11 protein-coding genes are annotated in these 20,051 nt (G+C 44.4%); 5 read left to right on the forward strand and 6 right to left on the reverse strand.

Annotated elements, in window-relative coordinates:
• Nucleotides 1–4: 4 nt before the first annotated feature.
• Complete coding sequence (gene tamL, locus IE165_RS00340; protein WP_189624609.1) at nt 5–2,314, reverse strand: translocation and assembly module lipoprotein TamL; 2,310 nt, start codon at nt 2,312–2,314, stop codon at nt 5–7.
• Entirely contained in the window at nt 2,280–7,589 is a 5,310-nt protein-coding gene (locus IE165_RS00345; protein WP_189624610.1) for a translocation/assembly module TamB domain-containing protein, read from the reverse strand. The genes tamL and IE165_RS00345 overlap by 35 nt, the downstream gene beginning before the upstream one ends.
• Nucleotides 7,590–7,828: 239 nt before the next feature.
• Here IE165_RS00345 and IE165_RS00350 point away from each other — a divergent pair, with 239 nt between their 5' ends.
• The 3 genes from IE165_RS00350 to IE165_RS00360 all read left to right on the forward strand — a co-directional run bounded on the left by IE165_RS00350 (nt 7,829) and on the right by IE165_RS00360 (nt 11,953).
• A complete protein-coding gene (locus IE165_RS00350; protein ID WP_189624611.1) occupies nt 7,829–8,500 on the forward strand; it encodes a response regulator transcription factor in 672 nt (223 codons plus the stop codon).
• A 2-nt stretch (nt 8,501–8,502) separates the two neighbouring features.
• Nucleotides 8,503–9,813: a sensor histidine kinase gene (locus IE165_RS00355; RefSeq protein WP_189624612.1), complete on the forward strand. Its 1,311-nt coding sequence runs from the start codon at nt 8,503–8,505 to the stop codon at nt 9,811–9,813.
• A 160-nt stretch (nt 9,814–9,973) separates the two neighbouring features.
• Complete coding sequence (locus IE165_RS00360) at nt 9,974–11,953, forward strand: DUF3858 domain-containing protein (protein ID WP_189624613.1); 1,980 nt, start codon at nt 9,974–9,976, stop codon at nt 11,951–11,953.
• Between the two features lie 28 nt (nt 11,954–11,981).
• On the opposite strand, the gene IE165_RS00365 is transcribed toward IE165_RS00360, so the two are convergent.
• Nucleotides 11,982–13,886, reverse strand: coding sequence for a DUF3857 domain-containing protein (locus tag IE165_RS00365; RefSeq protein ID WP_189624614.1), 1,905 nt, complete (start codon nt 13,884–13,886; stop codon nt 11,982–11,984).
• Between the two features lie 157 nt (nt 13,887–14,043).
• Between IE165_RS00365 and IE165_RS00370 the strand changes: the two genes are divergently transcribed.
• A complete protein-coding gene (locus IE165_RS00370; RefSeq protein WP_229826217.1) occupies nt 14,044–14,472 on the forward strand; it encodes a Dabb family protein in 429 nt (142 codons plus the stop codon).
• A gap of 19 nt (nt 14,473–14,491) precedes the next feature.
• On the opposite strand, the gene IE165_RS00375 is transcribed toward IE165_RS00370, so the two are convergent.
• From IE165_RS00375 to IE165_RS00385, 3 genes are all read right to left on the reverse strand, one after another.
• On the reverse strand, nt 14,492–14,686 hold the full coding sequence (locus IE165_RS00375) for a YqaE/Pmp3 family membrane protein (RefSeq protein WP_189624615.1): 195 nt from the start codon (nt 14,684–14,686) through the stop codon (nt 14,492–14,494).
• Nucleotides 14,687–14,716: 30 nt separating this feature from the next.
• Nucleotides 14,717–15,001 carry a DUF4342 domain-containing protein gene (locus IE165_RS00380; protein ID WP_189624616.1) on the reverse strand — a complete coding sequence of 95 codons (285 nt, stop codon included), beginning with the start codon at nt 14,999–15,001 and terminating at the stop codon, nt 14,717–14,719.
• A 302-nt stretch (nt 15,002–15,303) separates the two neighbouring features.
• Nucleotides 15,304–17,919 carry a valine--tRNA ligase gene (locus tag IE165_RS00385; RefSeq protein ID WP_189624617.1) on the reverse strand — a complete coding sequence of 872 codons (2,616 nt, stop codon included), beginning with the start codon at nt 17,917–17,919 and terminating at the stop codon, nt 15,304–15,306.
• 167 nt (nt 17,920–18,086) lie between these two features.
• Between IE165_RS00385 and IE165_RS00390 the strand changes: the two genes are divergently transcribed.
• Nucleotides 18,087–19,961, forward strand: coding sequence for an LTA synthase family protein (locus IE165_RS00390; protein WP_189624618.1), 1,875 nt, complete (start codon nt 18,087–18,089; stop codon nt 19,959–19,961).
• Nucleotides 19,962–20,051: the final 90 nt, after the last annotated feature.

Raw genomic sequence — 20,051 nt, forward strand, 5'->3', positions numbered from 1 at the left:
TTTCCTAGAACGGATAACCAATAGCTAAATTGAAAACAAGGTTACGGTTTCTCCATTCGCGATCACCGAAATCGATAGCATTAAATACCCAACCGTTGTTCGTCCGCACGTGCGGAACTCGGAAAGGTATAGCTAAGTCGGTCCGAATGACTAAAAAATCAATGTCTACACGTAAGCCTAAACCACCGCCTACTGCAAGTTGTTCATAGAAACGCTTGGTTATTTCTGCACCAGGTCTATTTTCATCTCGGCGTTGCAACCATACATTGCCCGCGTCGACAAATGCAGCCCATTTAAAAATACCGGATATAGGGGCACGATACTCCGCATTCAGTTCTAGTTTAAAATCACCCGTTTGATCCGCAAAAAACTCATCAATCCCTAAATCGGCTACGTTCGTAAGGCCAGGCCCTACCGAGCGAGCGCGGAATGCCCGCATGCCGTTTGGTCCGCCAGAAAAGAATTGTTTTAAATAGGGAAGTTGTATGGAGTTGCCATACGAGTGGCTGACACCAATCATGGCCCGCGATACGAACATGGTATTCCGCGAGAGTTTCCAGTAATGGCGAAAGTCTGCTTCACCCCGAATGAATTGGGCGTAACGGGTGCCAAACAGGTAATCTGGGTTATTTGCAGAAGCGTCGGCTCCCTGTATCAGTCCTAACACATTCCCCGAAGTATTCAGCGCACTGCGCACGAAATAGGTATGTGTGCGGTCTTCCATATTGTTCTGGAATGTATACACATAGTTGGGTCCAAAGGAGAATTGCGGCTCGATGATGTGGCCGAGCGTCGGAAAATTACGGATTTGCTCTTGATACGCTTCGGTCACATTTCTTGGCTGTGCATAAATAATCTCGGCCACGGTCAGGTCGTGTATTTTACGTTCATTCTCCTTCCAAGAATACCCGAAATTGAAGGTCATGGAATTCAAGGTATAAGCTGTGCGACGATCCAAAAACTCGTAACGTAAACTTGTAAATGTACGTGGAATGAACTTGCGAGACGGCGCCCATTTATACGGAGAAAGGAGTCGTGGCCAACTAATGGATGCTTCTGCGCCATAGCGTATAAAGTTGGAGTTTAGTGCTACTCCGCCCCCAGATTGCGTTTCAAATCCCGCAAAAGCGGTTAACGTCAGTGTCTCAAATCCTTTGAAAGCATTTTTAAGGCTCCAATTGACGTTGCCTTCGATCCCGTCATATACCGTAGCCGTTTTAGCGATCAATTCCGTTCGCAGGGTTCTTGGTTTCATCGGCGTCAGGTAATAATATACATCCATGGTATTTGCCGAGTCGGGACTATCAACGAAGTCATTCTTCACAAATTGAAACGTATTCATATTAACCAAATGGTTAATTGTCATGTTATGATCTTCACGGTTGTACATTTCACCTTTGTGAAAAAACAGGTGGTTGGCCAGCACCTTATTCCGAAACTTGTTGTTCGGGTCATAAATGTAGTACTCTCCCTGATAGGCTTCTGTGCCTGCAGGTATTTCGCGGGAGTAGCCTCGGGCAGACTGCGTGTAATCTGGGAAAACAACGATTTTTCCGATACGTTGTGGCTGTTTGGAACGTTCTGGCGTTTCGGGCTTGAGGGTTAGGTACATATCCACCTGATGTGTGCCAACCGTACTATCAACATCTAATAGCATGTGGTCTGCATTGAAATAATAATAACCCTTGTTTTTCATGAGGACATCAATACGTTCCCTTTCGTTAATGATGACGTCAAGGTTGTAATTATTACCTGGACGCAAAAGCGATTCACGTTTTGTATCAGCCATATCTCTCCCCCATTGTTTGGTCGAGTCAACCTCGTACGCGACATTTCTGATCTTATAGAGAGGGCCGGGGAGTGCATCAAATTGTACGGTAGCTTTTTTGCCATCGATAATCGTGTCAGACGTAACTTGGGCCTGAAAGAAACCGAAGTTTTCCAGTCGATTTCGCAGGAGGTTTTGATTGTATTCCTGATTGACCTCGCTTAGCAGTACAGGGGCTTTCCCTTGACGCTTAATCCACCGCTTGATAAACCCGACGGTAGTGTCGGGGCCGCCCCCCATATTCCACAACGCTACTTTAAGTTTTGATGTGGGTTCTGGGCGCACGAAGCTTTGTAGACGACTTTCAAATAGCTCCTTGCGGTCTTTGTCAAGCGTGTCATTTTCAATATTTACGGTGGCTTCTTCAAAAAGGTGCTCCCCATCAGCTATATGCTTGGTCGTATTGCAACTCGCTAACAACAGGAGTAGTGCGTTTGCCAATAGCAGGTGATTACTTTTCATTGGATTCCCTTTCTTCTTCCTCATTTCTTATTGCAGTATTGTCTTTTCTCTTTACGGTATCTTGCTTGCTGCGTGGGCGTTGATTAAAACTGGTTACGCCGTTTCCTTTAACGCTGTTTTGTCTTACTGGTTTGCTTCGGTCAGTCGTGTCCCGACGCCCACCTCTATTTTGGCGACGTTCTAGGCTATCTTGAATAACGTTTCGTACGCTATCTCGATAAACCGAATCAACTTCTAATCTGTCGACATCAAAACGTCTCCTAAAATTTGGACTATCACTATTGTAATATTTATCAATAGCGCGCGAGCTCATGAAAATTTCCCGGAATCTATCGTACGTCAAGTTGGCAACCAAGCCTATACCTGTCTCGATAAACTGGCCTTGTAAGGTAGGTTGATACTGATTGTTTCGGTACACACGACCGATGTATCTACCATCTGGTGACAAGCGGTATTCTAGGGATACGTCACCTGCGATATTGGAAGTTTTCTCGCCAGGTCGTGCGTTCCCCTCGACCTCAAAGTTCGATCCTACTGTTATCTTCAACCGATCATCGAACAATGCCCTCGATACACCGACGTTTAAGTCGGTACGATTCTGCGCACTTCCGGTCAGGTAGTCTTGTTCAGATTGTAAGTTAAAGTCAATGTCTACCCCACGAATTAAATCAGAGGTCAGGTTGTTCAATTGTCCGGTTAGGAAGTTACTGAGGGTGCTCCGTGCGGCTCCTTCTACACCACCGCCTCCAGATAAACTTTCAAAAGGATTGGCCGACATAAATCTGCCTAAAGCAATCAAAGAGAAGACTTGTTTATTTAGTTCGGCAGGATCATTACGCATATTTGCCAACGCGATATTTACGTTGTTGGTCACGTCTTGTGGTACCATAGAACTATTTTCATCCAACTGGATGTCGAAGCTAAGATTTGGTTTGAAGAGGGCTCCTGATAGTTTCAATAATACATTGAATGGGATACGCTGACGATATAGATTTTGTGCTTGTGGATTGACCTGAGATTGCACCAATTCCAACGTAGGGAATCGATTGGTGTACACGGCGGTAATACTCATATTGGCATCCAAGGGGTCGCCAGCCCAGGTAATTACGCTACCTTTTTGGAAGGTAAATCGTCTGGATAGCGGGCCTAAAGGTACGGTATACTCACCTTTTTCGATGGTGTAGGTACCAGACATGGTAATCTTCTCACTGGCGTCAATCGCCGCTGTCAATTCGGCTACACCTTGAATATGCAACTCATCTTTTGTGCCTGGATCCAAGACTACCGTAAAACGGGCTTCGGGATCTGTTTGCAGTTTTAAGCTAATATCCATGCCGGTAAGCGCCGACGGTGCAGTAGTTAACGAGTCTAATCGAGCAAAAATATTTCTGCTCGCCGTATCACTGCGATCTACAAATTTCACCACGCCATCCCGCTCCGCAACACCTGGGTTTTCATTTGGCACCACAAAGTAAAAGTCTGTCCGATCATTTGTGCGAATACTTCCGTCCACCCGCGGGCTATTCATGTCACCTGTCACGCGTAGATTTGTGGTGAGGTACATTTTTCCATAAAACATATCGTTATCTTCCATGGTAGAGTTCATCGCTTCAAAGTCATCCATAACCAAATTAAGGTTGAATGCAAAGTCGCGGTAATCGGTCGTCCGTACGGAACCATTTATGCGGGCCGTATTGTTTCTTGCATCACGAATTTCGAACTGCCTAAACTGTACACCTTGTTCGTTAAAGCGGATAGATTGATTATCCATCCTGAGATCTGCGTTCAGCATGGCAATGTTCATTTGCGCTTGCTGGAAGGTTATTGCTCCATTTATTTTTGGCGCATCCAGCGTGCCGCTGATGTTGATGTCGCCTACTAAATCGCCAGCAGCGTCCTCGATATAGCCTAAGCTAAAAGCTTGGATGGTGGTCATCTTCATCGGCTTTAAGGATAGCTTAGCGTCGATAGAAGAGGGACCTTCCGGCGGGCTGATAAAGTTACCCGTCAACTGCACGTCGTTGCCATTTTCGCTAATCTTTACATCTGCAGCGAAGGTGTTTTCCTGCACATTGTTGACATGGATCGCTATGTTACCTACGGTGTCTTTTCCAAAATGGAACTTCTCAATAGTCAAATCTGAAACAAATACTGGGCTGCTTTCCAAACGGGAAACAGTGGCTGCACCGTTAATCTTCCCACCTAGATTCAAGGATTCTGATTCGACAATTTCTGTCAATGTCTCTATCCTGAAATTGTTAAATGTAAGATCGATAGGGGCATTTGCTGTACTGTCCTTGGACTGTATGAGGAATTCCTGACCTTCGTGGGACAAGCGGAAGTTTTCGGCGCGAAGACCTCCTGTTCCGAAACTGATTTGATTGGCTGGATCGATCTGCCAATCCTCATAGTGTAGTTTGAGACCATCTTCTTTCAAACGCAGCATGAAGTTGTTGTCGGCGACTTGTACGCCAGCGCCAAGGTGATATTGCTCTCTGCCCGCCTTATCTTTTATCCAAAGGCCGAAGTCAATGTTGTTTTCGATCACACTTCCGCTCATTACTGTGTTGGTCAATTCTATTGTGCCCACTTTGATTCTATTGATGAGAGCGGCGTAATAGAGTGTGCTGTCAGCCGTGATGAGGTCTACACCTACGTTCTCAATCAGCGTCCCGCCATATAGAATTTTTGGCGCTATAAGCTTCGCCATAAGGCTTTTGGAGGCGCTGTTGAAGGTTCCGTCAAGGGTTACGTCACGCATCTCTTCCAACTCAGGCAAGAATTCTCGTATGAAGCGTGAGTTATTTAATGTAGCACTAAACTCGAAATTTTGTGGCTCGTAGGCCAGCGTTGTTTGTTGTTGCCCCGTAGGGTTATAATACATGCGTACAATGTCTTGAATTGAAGCCCCAAGTTCTGTCAACCTATATTTTCCGACCAAATGGGCTTTCAAAAACTCCGAACGCAGTAAAATGGTATTCCTGTTTGTATCTGCCATCGCCCTTAGGGCAATGGTGTCGAGGCTGTAACGTGCGTTTTCGTAGGCAATAGAAGAGTTCGATACGATGAGTGACCCGTTTAAAAAGTCGGGATCTGCCGTTTCAAAGTCGGCCACAACCTTTCCGTGGTACCTGAAATTTTGGTCCATCAATTTTAGGTTTTGCAGATTAATGCTATCGATCATCAGCGTCGCTTGAACTTTGGGGTAAGCGCCACGCATATCTGCTGCGAAATCCATATTCAACTGGATGTTGGGATCAGGGCTAACCAAATTACCAGCAATGTCACCGCCATTTGCCTGTGCATCCAACTTGATATTACGATAGGTATAGCCCATCGCGTCCAGCTGGTTAAGATTGCCGGTAACGGTCGCATTCATGTTTTTCGGATTCAGACCTGTTCCTGCAACTTTAGCCTCCGCAGAGATAATACCTAACACGGAATCTTGGTTCAAAACGCTTCCCAAGTCGAAGTTATCGATGGATACGTAGGCATCGTAAGTCGTGTCGCGTCCCATCGACATTTTGCCATTTACCGTGGCGTTACCTTTTTCCGTCACCAAACTTAAGTTGGTGTCGAATCCTTTCATACCTCCTTTAAATGTTCCCGACAAGCTGATGGCATTGGGCAACTGTATGCTATCAGGAAGCATTGATTTATCTACAAGACGTTCGATGTCGCGTCTTCCTGTGGTAAACTTTTTCAATCTTAGGTCGACGTTCAGATTCTCGACATCAGGAAGGCCCTTGATCACAGCGCTGGCTAAGAGTTGGGTGCGATCAAGCGTTTTGAACTCGATATTTGGAATAGTTAAGTTATCCATCTTACCACGAACCGTTCCATCGATATAGAACGAGCGGGCTAGCAAGGGCTTCATGACCTGCATCGTGTCTAAATCAGGAACAAAATACCGGATGTCGCGCATATCAATCGTCGTTTTCCGAATTTTGGCATCTACGTTGACTAAATTTGGATTGGTGGATATAGCATCCAGCGAAGGATAGGTTATCTTTACGTAGTCTCTGATCGTTGTGTAGGGCGTCTGCGCCAGCAAATTCTTTATTTCTGCACCCTTATCGCCGTAGATAAAGTCTGCCTGCAGTTTCTTTAACGTAAATCCTGAATGATCTTTCATGCTTAGATTCTGAAGGGAACCCGAGATGGAGTCGGCTGAATAATAAAGATCTTTTAGGTCACCCACGAAGTTTGTGATTTTGATGTTGCCATAATCAAATCCTTTCATGCGGGCTTGGTTGTCATCTTTGAACCATACGTTGGTTTTGTTGATAACTAACCGATCGGCCGATACCACCCAATTCATGCTGCTCGGTTCTGCTACTGTATCCGTTGCAGCCGCCTTGACCGGCTGTGTGCTGGTTTTACCAAGTAGGATGTGCGAATCAGACTCGTCAAGTGCAACATCCGCTAAGCGAACGATCTCTTTATTCAAGTCTAGCTCTTTGATACCTGCCTGCAACCTCTTGATATCGAATTTTGTATCCATTTTGGAGGAAGCATCTTCGTAGCGAACAAAGATATCGGAAAGATCTATATTTTTGATTTCTAGATCGGGCAACAGGGAACTCATCTGTGCGGAAGTGTCCGTAATTCCCAGATCGGCTAAATCCGGCGTTTCATTTTCTGACACGGGTTGCCACTGCTTAACCAGCGCTGTTAGCCCGTCGATTTTTATATCGGGCATGGAGAACGCCATATTATCGGTCAGCTCAAATCGCTTAACACGGGTATCAAAATGATTTAAGCGGATGTCGGCACGTGTGCCGATTACTTCATCATTGTAGACAAAATGAATTCTTTTAAATAATACATCCTCGATATTGAAAACCAGCGCCGAAGTAGTATCTGCGGTAGGTGCACTTTCTTTCTCTGAAGTAAACGCTTGCATAATGTAATCGAAATTGAAACTACTGTCGGGAAGCGTGCGACTGATTTTTGCAGTAATTCCTTCCAGTTCAAATTCTTCGATCTCAACGGTGTTCTTCAGCAACTTGAACATGTTGATGTCTACCAGCAGTTTTTCTCCTGCTATTAAGGTGTCTTTTGATTGATCTTCGAAATACACATTTTCCAGCACTAGTTTTTTCGGGAATGTTATGTTGACGTAGCCGATACGGACCGGAGTGCCAATTTTGGTTTCCAAATAGTTCGTCACTTTCCCCACGACATAGTTTTGAACCGCGGGCATACGGATGAGAAAAATGATCAGCAAAATAAGGGCGATGACACTGCCAATGATCCACAGTATGGTTTTTAGGGCTATCCTTCCGAATCGATTCAAAGCAATTTAATTATAAAATGATGATATGCGATTAATAAAATTCTACTTTACAAACGCTGTAAAAACATAAATGTTTACTTTCGCGTGAATTATTTCATACGAATGCACGCTGAGCAAGGATACTATTTGTTCGGTATGAGCAGGATTCGTGCCGTAAATTACGATTTCAGTCTTTTTCAACTTTCCATTTTGCCAAATCCTTCCTAAATCCAGTTTTAATATTGTAGTTTAGAAACATCATGAAGATACTTATAGTAGAAGATGAACCGGAACTCCTCAAGGTCATGTCCGTTTTTTTAGAGCGGGAGCAGTATGTCGTGGAAAGGGCGACGGATTATGCGTCCGGCCTATCCAAGATAGCGAATTACACCTACGATTGCATCTTGTTGGATGTGATGTTACCTGGCGGGAGTGGTATTTCGCTGCTGCGGGCGCTCCGTGATATGGGGAAACTCGACTCCGTCATTGTCGTTTCGGCGAAAGATGCGGTAGAAGATAAGGTACAGGGATTGGAATTGGGCGCGGATGACTATTTGGCGAAACCTTTCCATCTGTCGGAGCTGCTGGCACGGATCAAGACTGTTATCCGACGGAACAATCAGCATCGTGAACAGGCTTTGGAATTTAAGAATGTGAAGCTGTTTCCTGAAGATCGAAAGTTGCTTGTTAATGAGTTGGAAGTATGCTTAAATCGAAAGGAGTATGATCTTTTCTATTACTTTATGATCCGGCCCGGAAAATTGGTCCCCAAAACAGCGTTGGCCGAAGCTGTTTGGGGAGATAGTGCCGATCAGGCAGATAGCTTGGATTTTATCTATTCGCAGATCAAAAATCTGCGCAAGAAATTGAAAGACAGCCATGCGGAAATCGATTTTCAAGCTGTCTATGGTATTGGCTATAAATTGATGTGAGGATGCAGGTCTCTGTAAAAAATTATACCCTTAGGTTTCTCAGCCTGGCTTTTTTCGTGATCATATCGGCTTGGGCAGCTTTGTTTTATGCTTATATTTTAGATGAGGTCTATGATAATGTTGATGATGGATTGAAGAATCAAAAAATTTTAATTTTGCGGGAACTATATAAGTTTCCGGAGCTGTTGGAAACATCGGAATTTGGAATTAGCCAGTTCCGCGTGCTGCCGGTAAAGGATATGGAAGGGTTTTCTGAAGAGAATCACTTGTCCAGCGTTTTTTTCTATATGCCATATGATGATGAACAAGAACCTTACCGGGTGCTGCGCACTGGATTTTATGCGGCCAATAAGAAGCCGTATCGTTTGGAAATCCGGACGTCGACTGTTGAAGAAGATGATTTGATCTATGACTTGACGACAGCCTTAATTGTGCTGTATCTCGTACTGGTACTTGGCATGTATTTGATCAACGAAGTTGTGCTGCGGAAGGTTTGGCAGCCTTTCGCAACGATCCTGGCCAATCTAAACCACTACAGATTTGGACACAAAGGCAGTTTAAAGCCGATACACACCAATGTGGTGGAATTCAACAAGCTCGATGAGGAAATTCGACGTATGTGGAATAGAAATGAAGAAGTATTTGAAGAACAAAAGCGCTTCATTGAAAATGCAGCACACGAGCTCCAGACACCTTTAGCCATTACCATTAACAGACTGGAATTGTTGATGGAGGACGAGACGCTATCGGAAGAACAGTTAACGCAAATTGAAGCGTCCAAATCTTCCCTACGGCGATTGGTCAACTTGAACAAAGCACTCCTGATGCTGTCGCGCATCGAAAACAAACAGTATGCCCACGTGGAACTTGTCAATTTTAATCAACTCACCCATCAGCTGATCGACGATCTAGCGGATTTATCAGCCTTCAAGCAGATTGAGTTGCGGCGGCTGGAGCAGGGCGTGTTTGAAGCAGAGGTCAATCCTGACCTCGCGCTTGTATTGGTGTCTAATCTTCTACGAAATGCTGTTCGCCATAATAAAAAAGGGGGGAAGATATCAGTTTCTTTCCAACCGCAACAACTTGTGATCTCCAACACGGGACAGCAACAACCTTTGGATGCCGAACGGCTATTTCAACGATTCTTTAAAGGCGCACAAGACGGGCTGTCCAATGGCTTGGGCCTAGCGATTGTCAAGTCCATTATTGAATCCTATCCAAGTCTTCAACTGGAGTATATCTATTCTGCAGGACAGCATATTTTTATGATCAAATACAGCGAAGGTTACCCGTTATCAAGTAGATCTGTATAACAGCGACAACATGACCTTCCATGGAGTGGTTTCCCGCTTTTTGCTTGCGGTCAATATTCTTTTGATCAACAGCGGCAGTCTATAGACGACCCGTTTCCTGTAAATTTGTATTTCTTTGTGTAGAGATATTTTGTATATTTGAATACCAGTTATTATATAGATGAAATATATCATTGTTAGCCTTTTAGTCCTAAGTGCATGCGCACTACGTGCACAGGATTTCTCTTTTGGGAAGGTCAAAGAATCGGACTTCCAAATACAGAGTTCTCTCTTAGATAGCAGCGCGAATGGTATCGTACTCAATGAGTATGGGTATGCCAATATCGAACTTAGTCCGATAGGAGATAAGGGGTTCGAGATTGAATATTATTATCACATCCTGATTAAGATCCTGAAAAAAGAGGGCTATGATGAAGCCAATTTTACCGTTCCGCTATACCTCAACAATTCGACCAAAGAAACGTTGGTTGAAGCGAAGGGATTTACCTATAATATGGAGGCAGGTGAGCTGCAGAAAGTGGCGCTGGAGAAGGAAAATGTGCTGACGGAAAAAACCAGTAAAACACAGCAATTGGTGAAGATCGCTTTTCCGCAGGTCAAAGAGGGATCGATCGTGGAGCTGCGCTATAAGACAAAATCACCGTTTCTATTTAGTCTGAATGCGTGGACGTTTCAAACTACTATTCCGAAAATACGAAGTGAATTTGTGACACGTATCCCGGAGATATGTACCTATCGTATCAACCTGAAAGGGGGGATACCATTGACCAATAGGAAGGCGGAAAATTACAATACACAGCTTTCGACCAGCGTAGGGGAACTGAGGGGCGAGAAAATCTCGTATTTGATGACCGATATCCCTGCTTTCGTAGCCGAAGATTATATGACCGCCTCGAAGAATTTTCGATCAATATTGACTTTTGAGCTGGCCCGTTACGCCATCCCTTTTGGTCCAAACGAAACATTTTCTTTGACTTGGAACGATGTCCAACGCTCATTGATAGCCGACGAAAACTTCGGAGGACAGTTGAAGCGGAAGGGAGCGCTAAAAGAGTATATTGACCCGCTTCTTGTCCAACAGGCAAGCAATTTAGATAAGGCAAAACTTATTTATGATTACATCCGCAAGCAGGTAAAATGGAATGAGCGTCATGGCCTCTTTGCGTCCGTAGGAATCAAAAAGGCACTGGAAACGAGAAGTGGAAATAGCGCAGATATCAATTTAGCTTTGGTAAGTGCCCTAAATTATGCTGGTATTCCAACAGAACCTATCATCTTGTCTACCCGCGACAACGGTTACCCTGGGATATACAGTGCAGGGATGGCAGAATTCAATCACGTGATTGCTCGAGCAGATATCGACGGACAATCTTTTTATTTGGATGCCAGTTCACGTTACGAGCCCTTCGGCAATCTACCTTTTCAATGTATCAATCATCAGGGACGAAATATCCCATTGGACGGCCCATCGGATTGGGTACCATTGCAGGCTAGTTTGGTTTCCAGCTTTACGGTCTATTTTGATGGTAAATTGGACACCGAAGGAACGCTAAAAGGTAAGCTAATTATGAATAGGGGAGGATACGCCGCAAGTTCAAAGCGTTCGGCAATGGATGCGACGAGTTCTTTGGAAGAGTATTTTGAAGATTATCAGGAAAGGTTTACCCACATCAACATCACCGAACCCGAAGTGGAAAATAGGGAAAACTGCGAGATGCTGTTGAAAGAATCAATGGATGTTGAAATTGCGAATTTTGCAACGCTCGATAACAGCGAGCTGCATTTTAATCCCATCGTCTACGGAAGGATCGAGAAAAATCCTTTCAACCTGGCTACGAGATCTTATCCAGTAGATATCGGTGCCAAGACGCAGGAGAATATGACCTTTATCATTGAAGTGCCAGATGGATTTACCCTTACCGAGGAGTCGCTCGCTGCAAAAATGAATATGGCGCTCCCTAATCGGGATGCCCGCTTTGTCTATTCACTGTCGCAGAAAGGTCAAATAATTACGGTACAATTGCTTACGCAAATCAATAAACCCCTGTTCCTACCCGAGGAATATTTCGATTTGAAAGAATTCTTCAGTCGTATTATACAAGGACAGAAAAGCAGGTGCGTATTAAAACAAAAGGGGTAGGTGTCGAGTGTACCCATCAAATGTTGTATTATTGCAGGATCTCGAGGGTAAACCGTCCTTTATCTGTTTGACTAACCATGCGCAGAAATTCGTGGAACTCGTTGTATAGCTTTGGCTCATAGGTTCCCTGTTTGATAGTTAGAATCCGATTGGTTATCAGCTTATCATCCTCGATGTGTGCCGAGAACGAATAGTTTCCCATTTCACAACTGAATTCTTTTTTCAAGGGCGTCATCAATTTGTTGACATTTTCGGGAAGAGTTATCTCCACACGATCTTCATCCGTGAAGCCCCTGTTTATGTAAATTGGTTGTTGTCGATTTTCATTGCGCTGGATACTTCCGAAGCTGTTGAAAAGCGAGGATGGTATCTGTATCCGGTTGTTGGTCTTAGTGGCGATGTTGCCAATTGAAATCGATAAGTTTTCCGTGATGCTAGGATCAGAATCTTGATCGATCTTCACATAATCAATGTTGTCGAAACTGATATTGTTGATATCATAGTGGCGTGCCAATAGCTTGGGCTTCTCTGCATTATTAGCTCGGAATACATCCATATGGTTGTCGTATTGGGTGCCGAAGAACTGTGTTTGCATGGTTCCTTGCAAATTGGATAGATCCAGTAGCTGCAGTTTTGCGGTGCGTAGCTGTCTATTATCTTTTTCGCTGTAGGTTGGTGTGCGCAGTACCTTTCCGCCGTCAGGCGTGCAGGCCAACACAAGACGGTCGTCGGTAAAGTTGCCCAAAAATCCAAAAGGCATCTCTTGGCTGGTGCATTCGAGCCAAGTGGTATCATTCTCAAAGGGGATGCATAGAATAATATGGTTTCCATCCTGTACGTTAGCGAAATTAGGCTTTAAGCTCTCTTTTTTGTTTCCAGCCTCTACGATACAATAATAGGAGGGTATGTCTGCAAAGGTGAGCAAATTTTGCATATAGTTAACCAACGCTTTGCAATCTCCGTAGCCATATTTTTGCACATCACGGGCAGAAAAAGGTTCTAGGCCACCTATGCCGATCTGAATACTGACATAGCGTGTTTTCTCTTGCAGATACTGATAAAGTCGCTTGGCTTTCTCCCGATCATGTTTACAGTCTTTGATCAGGTCTAAGACCTTACTCTTTGCCGTTTCATCCAAGTTTTGTTTACCCGTCAATAGGTTGTCATAATACCAATTACCGAAGTCCTCCCAGCTATCAAATGCCCCGGTTTTTCCGTAGTACGATATTTTCTTCGGAACAATGTTGACATGAACAGCCTGCTCGCGAAAGCTTCGGGTATAGTTCTCTTCCTTGATAGCGGGTATATTGCTTACTTCCCAGGTGTAGGTAGTCAGCTTTTCGTTCTTTTCGACCTTCGGATCGGTGCTGATATGCTGGGCATGCGACCGAATTTCGACTGTAGGAGCAGCGGCAAAAGTGTACTCGCTATGCTCTATGGCAAGCTGTGGGCTATAATTTGGGTTCCAGCTCGGTATGACTAGGTTTTGCTTATATTGGATTTCGTAAGCGATCTCTATCGTGTAAGGATATTGGATAGCGTCGTATTGATAAAGTTTCAATCGGCTGTCGGAGAACATGGAAAAGCCGTCTGCAGCGCTGATATCGATAAAGTTTTTTGCGGTGATTTTATGAATGGGCATGCCATACTCGTCGTAGACGGTGCCTTTTATCGATTTTATTGCCACGCTTTTATTGTAGTGTATGGGCACGGCAGCGTAGTAATCGCCACTCTTATTGTGTACGGTAATTGCTTTTTTAACCCGCAGCAATACATCGTTTTCTGCACGCATTTCTACGTGCATGGATTCGTTGCGTATGGTCGCTGCTGCACGCACCTTTAGCTCTTTTGGTATGGATTCAACAGCATATCGCAGCTGCGCCTTACTTTGTAGCGCGATTATCGCGAAGAAGCTTAAAATAATGTATTTCATAACAATTGGTTTGTTGTGCCTAAAGATAATGATTTCTCCGGCTATTTTTGTTTTGCTCTAGAATTATTTGCTCGCTAATTACTACATCTTCGCTTGGTCACTATTCGCTGCTGCTCTTTTGTGATGTCTCCATTTATCCCTATATTTAAGAAAATCAATGACAAAAATGGAACGACGAAACTTTTTAAAATCTGTGGCTGTAGCAGGAACGTCTGCAACGGTACTTAGCGCTTGTGCAACGGGAGCCAATGACGCTGCTGGACAGGAGCTGACGGCAGGATGCATCGTGCATTCGGTATATTTTTGGCTTAAAGAGGGGCTGGCTAAAGAGGAAGAGCAGGATTTCCTGAACTTTTTTGAAGCGCTAAAGAAAGTCCCCGGCATCCATAGCTTTCATGTCGGCAAACCGGCCGCCACGACGGCGCGCGAAGTTGTGGACAACTCTTTTCAGTACAGTCTTATCGTCACGTTCAAAAACCTACAGGATATCAACACCTACGAGAAACACCCTGATCACCTTGCTGCCTCCGAAAAGTACAGCAAATATTGGACGAAAGTTGCTGTTCGCGACATGGAATTGATCTAAAAGATGGAAAGCTGTAGGATTATCGGTACATGCCGCGTTCCAGTCGGCGGATACGAGCTCGATTTTTTCCATCGACACGATCGGCTACGGCCCAAATGGCTGCTGGAAGCCAGCCAATAAGCGTGATTTGTAGGAACAGGCAAAGAAATCCGACGAGAATCTTTCCGCGAAGGAAGAACGAGAGCCAAGGGAATAGAACGGCAATAAGAGTCATGTTTTTATGTTTAGTTATTTAGATAATGCGTTATTTAACTTGGATGATTTTACCGGGCGTGCTATTTGGTTCCTCTTTGACATTTTTCTGAAATGAGAAGCTGATTCCGAAGGCTAATGCCAATATGACGGCCACGACCGCTGCAAACGGAACGACCACAGCGATAACAATAGCAATCAAAAGTGGTAGGCTCATACGCTCTTTTCCGCTCTTTGTTTGGATGCTTAGTTTCGTTTCTTGAATGGAGTCAAATGCTTTTTGGAACGCGTTGCTGATGTTTTCGCTGTTCAAATTGAAGGTTGTTTTCGTTTTCATGATATTAATATTTTACGTTTTTAATTTGTTTATCTCGTTTTGTATACACCAAAGGTAGCGCTAATGTGTAGTTTGGGCTATGGCAACTAGGCGAGCTTAACCGACTTCTCGGTAAATGCCGGTTGATTTTCGGTGAATACGTTTCGGTTTGTGCCGCGGTTCGAAGGAATGTTAGGGAGATGCACCTTCAAGGCGTACACGATAGGTCTACCTGTGTCTATCCTACATACTAAAACCGTCAGGAAATGCCAATGGCGCTCATTTATGGAGCGCCATTGGTATAGCTAGCTTGTGAGGAGTGGTTATCCCAAACTCGTTAAGCTTTCCTGCAAAATCACAAGTTTAGTCTCCGCATCTGCTTTCTTATTCCGTTCATTTTGTATAACCTCTGGTTTTGCATTTTGTACAAAACGCTCGTTCGAAAGTTTTTTCTCTACAGATATCAAAAATCCTTCGAGATAGGTGATTTCTTTCGTAATACGTTCCTTTTCCGCATCGACATCGATGTTGTTTTCGAGTGCCACATAGCATTCGTCTTTGCCGGCCAAAAAACTTACCGCACCTTGAACCTTTTCCTTCACAAACGTAATCTCCGCGATATTTGCCAGTTTAACAATGCTATCTTGGTACTTGCGAAAATCGATAGCCGTGGCGTTAATCGCCAGAGGCAAGGCTACCTTTGGTGAAATACCTTTTGCATTTCGGATACTACGCACTTCAGATATAATCTGTTTCACGACGTCAAATTCTTTGATAAGGCCTTCGTCAACAACTTCGATGGTAGGGTATGCAGCAACAATAACACAGTCGTTGGCTGCACGAGATCCGAAAAGTTCGTCGTGCCATAACTCCTCCGTTAGGAACGGCATAAACGGATGCGCTAGGGCAAGTACTTTCTCAAAAAAACTGATAACGACAGCCAAGGTTTCTTTTTCTATAGGTGCTTGATAGGCTGGTTTCACCAATTCCAAATACCAAGCACAGAAATCATCCCAAATTAACTTATAGGTAGACATTAAGGCGTCAGACAAGCGATAGTCTGCAAAATGTGCTTCAATCTCAATCAGAGATTGGTTAAAGCGACTTTCGAACCATTTTGCGGCCATTTGCTGCGCATTGCTGGCCGGCGCATCGATGGTTTCCCATCCTTTTACCAAGCGGAAAGCATTCCAGATCTTGTTAGCAAAGTTGCGACCCTGCTCGCAGTAGGAAACATCAAACATCAAATCGTTCCCGGCCGGTGACGATAATAACATCCCTACCCGTACACCATCTGTTCCGTATTGTTCCATCAGTGCAATGGGATCAGGCGAGTTGCCCAAACTTTTAGACATCTTACGGCCTAGTTTATCACGAACTATGCCCGTCAGGTAGACATTTCTGAAAGGAGGTTTTTGGGTATAGTCATGCCCCATAATAATCATACGGGCTACCCAAAAGAATAAGATCTCTGGTGCAGTAACCAAATCGTTTGTTGGATAATAATATTGAAACTCCGGATTTTCAGGATGGCGCACCCCGTCGAACACGGACATAGGCCACAAGCCTGATGAAAACCAAGTGTCCAATACGTCATCTTCCTGGCGGATATTGCTGCTCGACTTTCCTTGCTCTTCAAACAAAGAAATAGCCTCTCTTTCAGTTTTGGCTACCACCCATTCGTTCCGTTCATTGTACCAAGCAGGAATGCGCTGCCCCCACCATAATTGCCGTGAAATGCACCAGTCTTTCACATTTTCCATCCAGTGCTTGTAAGAAGCAAAGAACTTTTCCGGAATGAGCTTGATGGTTCCGTCTTCCACATATTGAAGTGCAGGCTTTGCTAGTTTATCCATTTTGCAAAACCATTGCATGGATAGCTTCGGCTCGATGGCGGCATCTGTCCGCTCCGAGAAGCCTACCTGTGATTTATAGTCTTCGATTTTTTCGATTTGCTCGACCTCTTCCAACATTTTGGCGATCTTTTTCCGTGCGATAAAACGGTCTTCTCCAATCAGGATGACCGCTTTATCATTTAGCGTGCCATCGTCGTTCAAGATATCAATCACTTCCAGGTTATGCTTCTGTCCCAGTTCGTAATCGTTCAGATCATGCGCAGGCGTTACCTTCAAGCAGCCCGTACCAAATTCCATTTCGACATAATCGTCTTCAATAACGGGAATCTCGCGATTGATGATAGGGACCAGCACGGTTTTACCTTTTAGATGATGGTATCGCTCGTCGTTCGGGTTGATGCATATTGCGCTGTCAGCCATGATCGTTTCTGGCCGGGTTGTCGCAATAACGATATACGCATCGCTGTCTTTAACTTTATAACGAATGTAGTAAAGCTTCTGGTTCACTTCCTTCCGAATGACCTCCTCATCCGACAGTGCGGTTTTTCCCTGCGGATCCCAATTCACCATGCGGACACCGCGATAGATATATCCTTCATTATAAAATTTAATGAATGTATCAACTACGGACTCCGAAAGGTGTGGATCCATGGTGAACTTCGTGCGGTCCCAGTCGCACGATGCGCCCAATTTTTCGAGCTGCTTTAGGATAATGCCCCCATACTTCTCTTTCCACTCCCATGCATGCTTCAGGAAATCTTCACGGCTGAGGGATTTCTTGTTGATACCTTGCTCTTTAAGCATCGCAACCACTTTAGCTTCCGTAGCGATCGACGCATGGTCAGTACCGGGAACCCAACAGGCATTTTTACCCTGCATGCGCGCCCTACGGATCAATACATCCTGTATGGTATTGTTAAGCATGTGGCCCATGTGCAATACACCGGTGACATTTGGAGGTGGCATAACTACGGTGTACGGCTCTCGATCATCTGGCGTAGACCGGAAAAAACCTTTCTCCATCCAGTAAGAATACCATTTGTCTTCCGCTTCTTTTGGATTATATGTTTTGGATATGCTCATCGTATTTTTTTAGAATCAGAAAGCAAAAATAGGCAATTACAAAGATTTTAAGGAAAATTGCACGGAATAAAATGTTGCACGGATGACAAGAAATACAAAATTTTAAGCGTTAATAAATGTATCTTTGCGGTTAATTTAAAGTAAACATCATATTAATTTATTTTGGTATGAATCAGCAACCCGCGTGGCGTGTTATTGTACGGTTCTTTTGCGCAATGTTCTTTTATTGGATCCTGCTATCCGTTATTGATCGATTGGTTTTTGCATGGAGTGTTTGGAGCCGGATCGAAGAAAAGGAAGACGTATGCTTGGCTTTTCTGTATGGATTACCGTTAGACTTATCGTTGGCTTGCTACCTGATGGTGCTTCCCACAGTAGCCTTCTTCATGCAACAACTTTTTATAAAAAGAGCGGTTTCCACTTGGTGGCTCCGGCTATATGTATCTGTCCCTAGCATTTTTTTTGCGCTCATCAGCGCCAGCAATATTCCGCTTTATGAAGCTTGGGGCGAGAAAATAAGTAAAAGGGCAATTGTCTTGGGGATGGATACGATGGGTGGGGTAACGAGTTCTATAGATTGGGACACGGTTTGGGAGGGCATACTGGTGCTCTCATTATTTTTTTTATGTGCCTATTTTTACGGTCGCTTTATTTTGGCAAGGTATGCAAAATATGCACATCTACCTACACGGACACGGAGGTTTTATTTTATAGGAATCACGGTGTTGCTATTTACGTTAATTCGTGGCGGCTATGGAAAGGCAACGTTGAATCAAAGCTCGGTCTATTTTTCCGACGATAACACAGCCAATCACGTTGCGGTGAATACATATTGGTCTTTTCTTAAGGACTTAACAAAAAGCACGAAGCGGTCACCGTACCATTTTATGCCGGAAGACGAGGCGGACGAGCTTGTCAAAGACGCGTTGCGCGCTAATGGGGAAGTCCTTACCCCGGTTTTGACAACGAAACGCCCCAATGTGATCTTGGTGATTTTGGAGGGCATGGTTGCGCAGGTTTTTGAAGATCTGGGTGGTGAGCGAGGTGTTACCCCGCAGATGAAGTTGTTGATGGATGAGGGCGTGTCTTTCCGCAGAGCCTATGCCGCCGCCGATCGATCCGATAAGGGTATGGTGGCGGTGATGAGTGGCTTCCCCGCACAGGGACCGGAGAGTATCATAAAATATATTCCCAAGCATGAGAAGCTACCGGCTGTCGGCCAAATTTTTGACTCCCTCGGCTATGCGACGTCTTTCTACCATGGCGGACAAAGCGAATTTTATAATTTTAAGTCCTATATGTTTACCCATGGAATCGATCGCGTGGTGGATAATGACGATTTTCCGGTAGGAACGCAGCGTAACTCTTGGGGCGTGTACGACCATGTCATCGGCCGGCAAATGTTGCTTGACCTGAAGGAGGATCGTAAGCCTTTTTTTTCCGTTTTCTATACGTTGGTCAACCACGAGCCTTTTCATTTGGAACCGCGTTATCAATTTGGGAACGATAGCAAGGCAAATGCGTATCGAAGCACGTGTTTCTATACGGATTCCATGCTTTTTAATTTTATTGAGCAGGCAAAAAAGCAAGATTGGTATAGCAATACTATTGTTTTGGTCACGTCGGATCACGGACACATCTATCCTTCAGGAAAGTATGGTTTGGAAAAGCCGGAACGTTACCATGTGCCACTATTTATGTTCGGCGGAGCCTTGAAAACGCAGTACCGGGGTATGAAGGTCGATGCCGTGGTGAGCCAGCTGGATGTGGCAGCAACTTTAGCAGGGTTTGTCGATGCTAGCCCTCAACGATTTCCCTATTCACAAAGCCTGTTTGACACGAGTAGACGGCATGTCGCATTTTATAATTCTAATAGCACTTTTGGTCTAGTGAACGATGAATTTTCGGTGTGCTATGATATGCAGAAACGAAGCATCGGTTTTAGTGATGTGCCGCCGGATAAGTACGCCAAGCGTGATAGTTTGCTGCACGTAGCTAAGGGGTATTATCAAAAAGTCTTTCGAGATTTTCTGGCCTATTAGGGTTTTCCGGTGGCATAGGGACGTTTGCACGGTCGTTTTGACAAAGGCATATTAAATCAAGGTTCACCTAAGCCATCTTACACTATTCAT

Source organism: Sphingobacterium griseoflavum (genome assembly GCF_014653155.1).
GTDB classification, from domain to species: domain Bacteria; phylum Bacteroidota; class Bacteroidia; order Sphingobacteriales; family Sphingobacteriaceae; genus Sphingobacterium; species Sphingobacterium griseoflavum.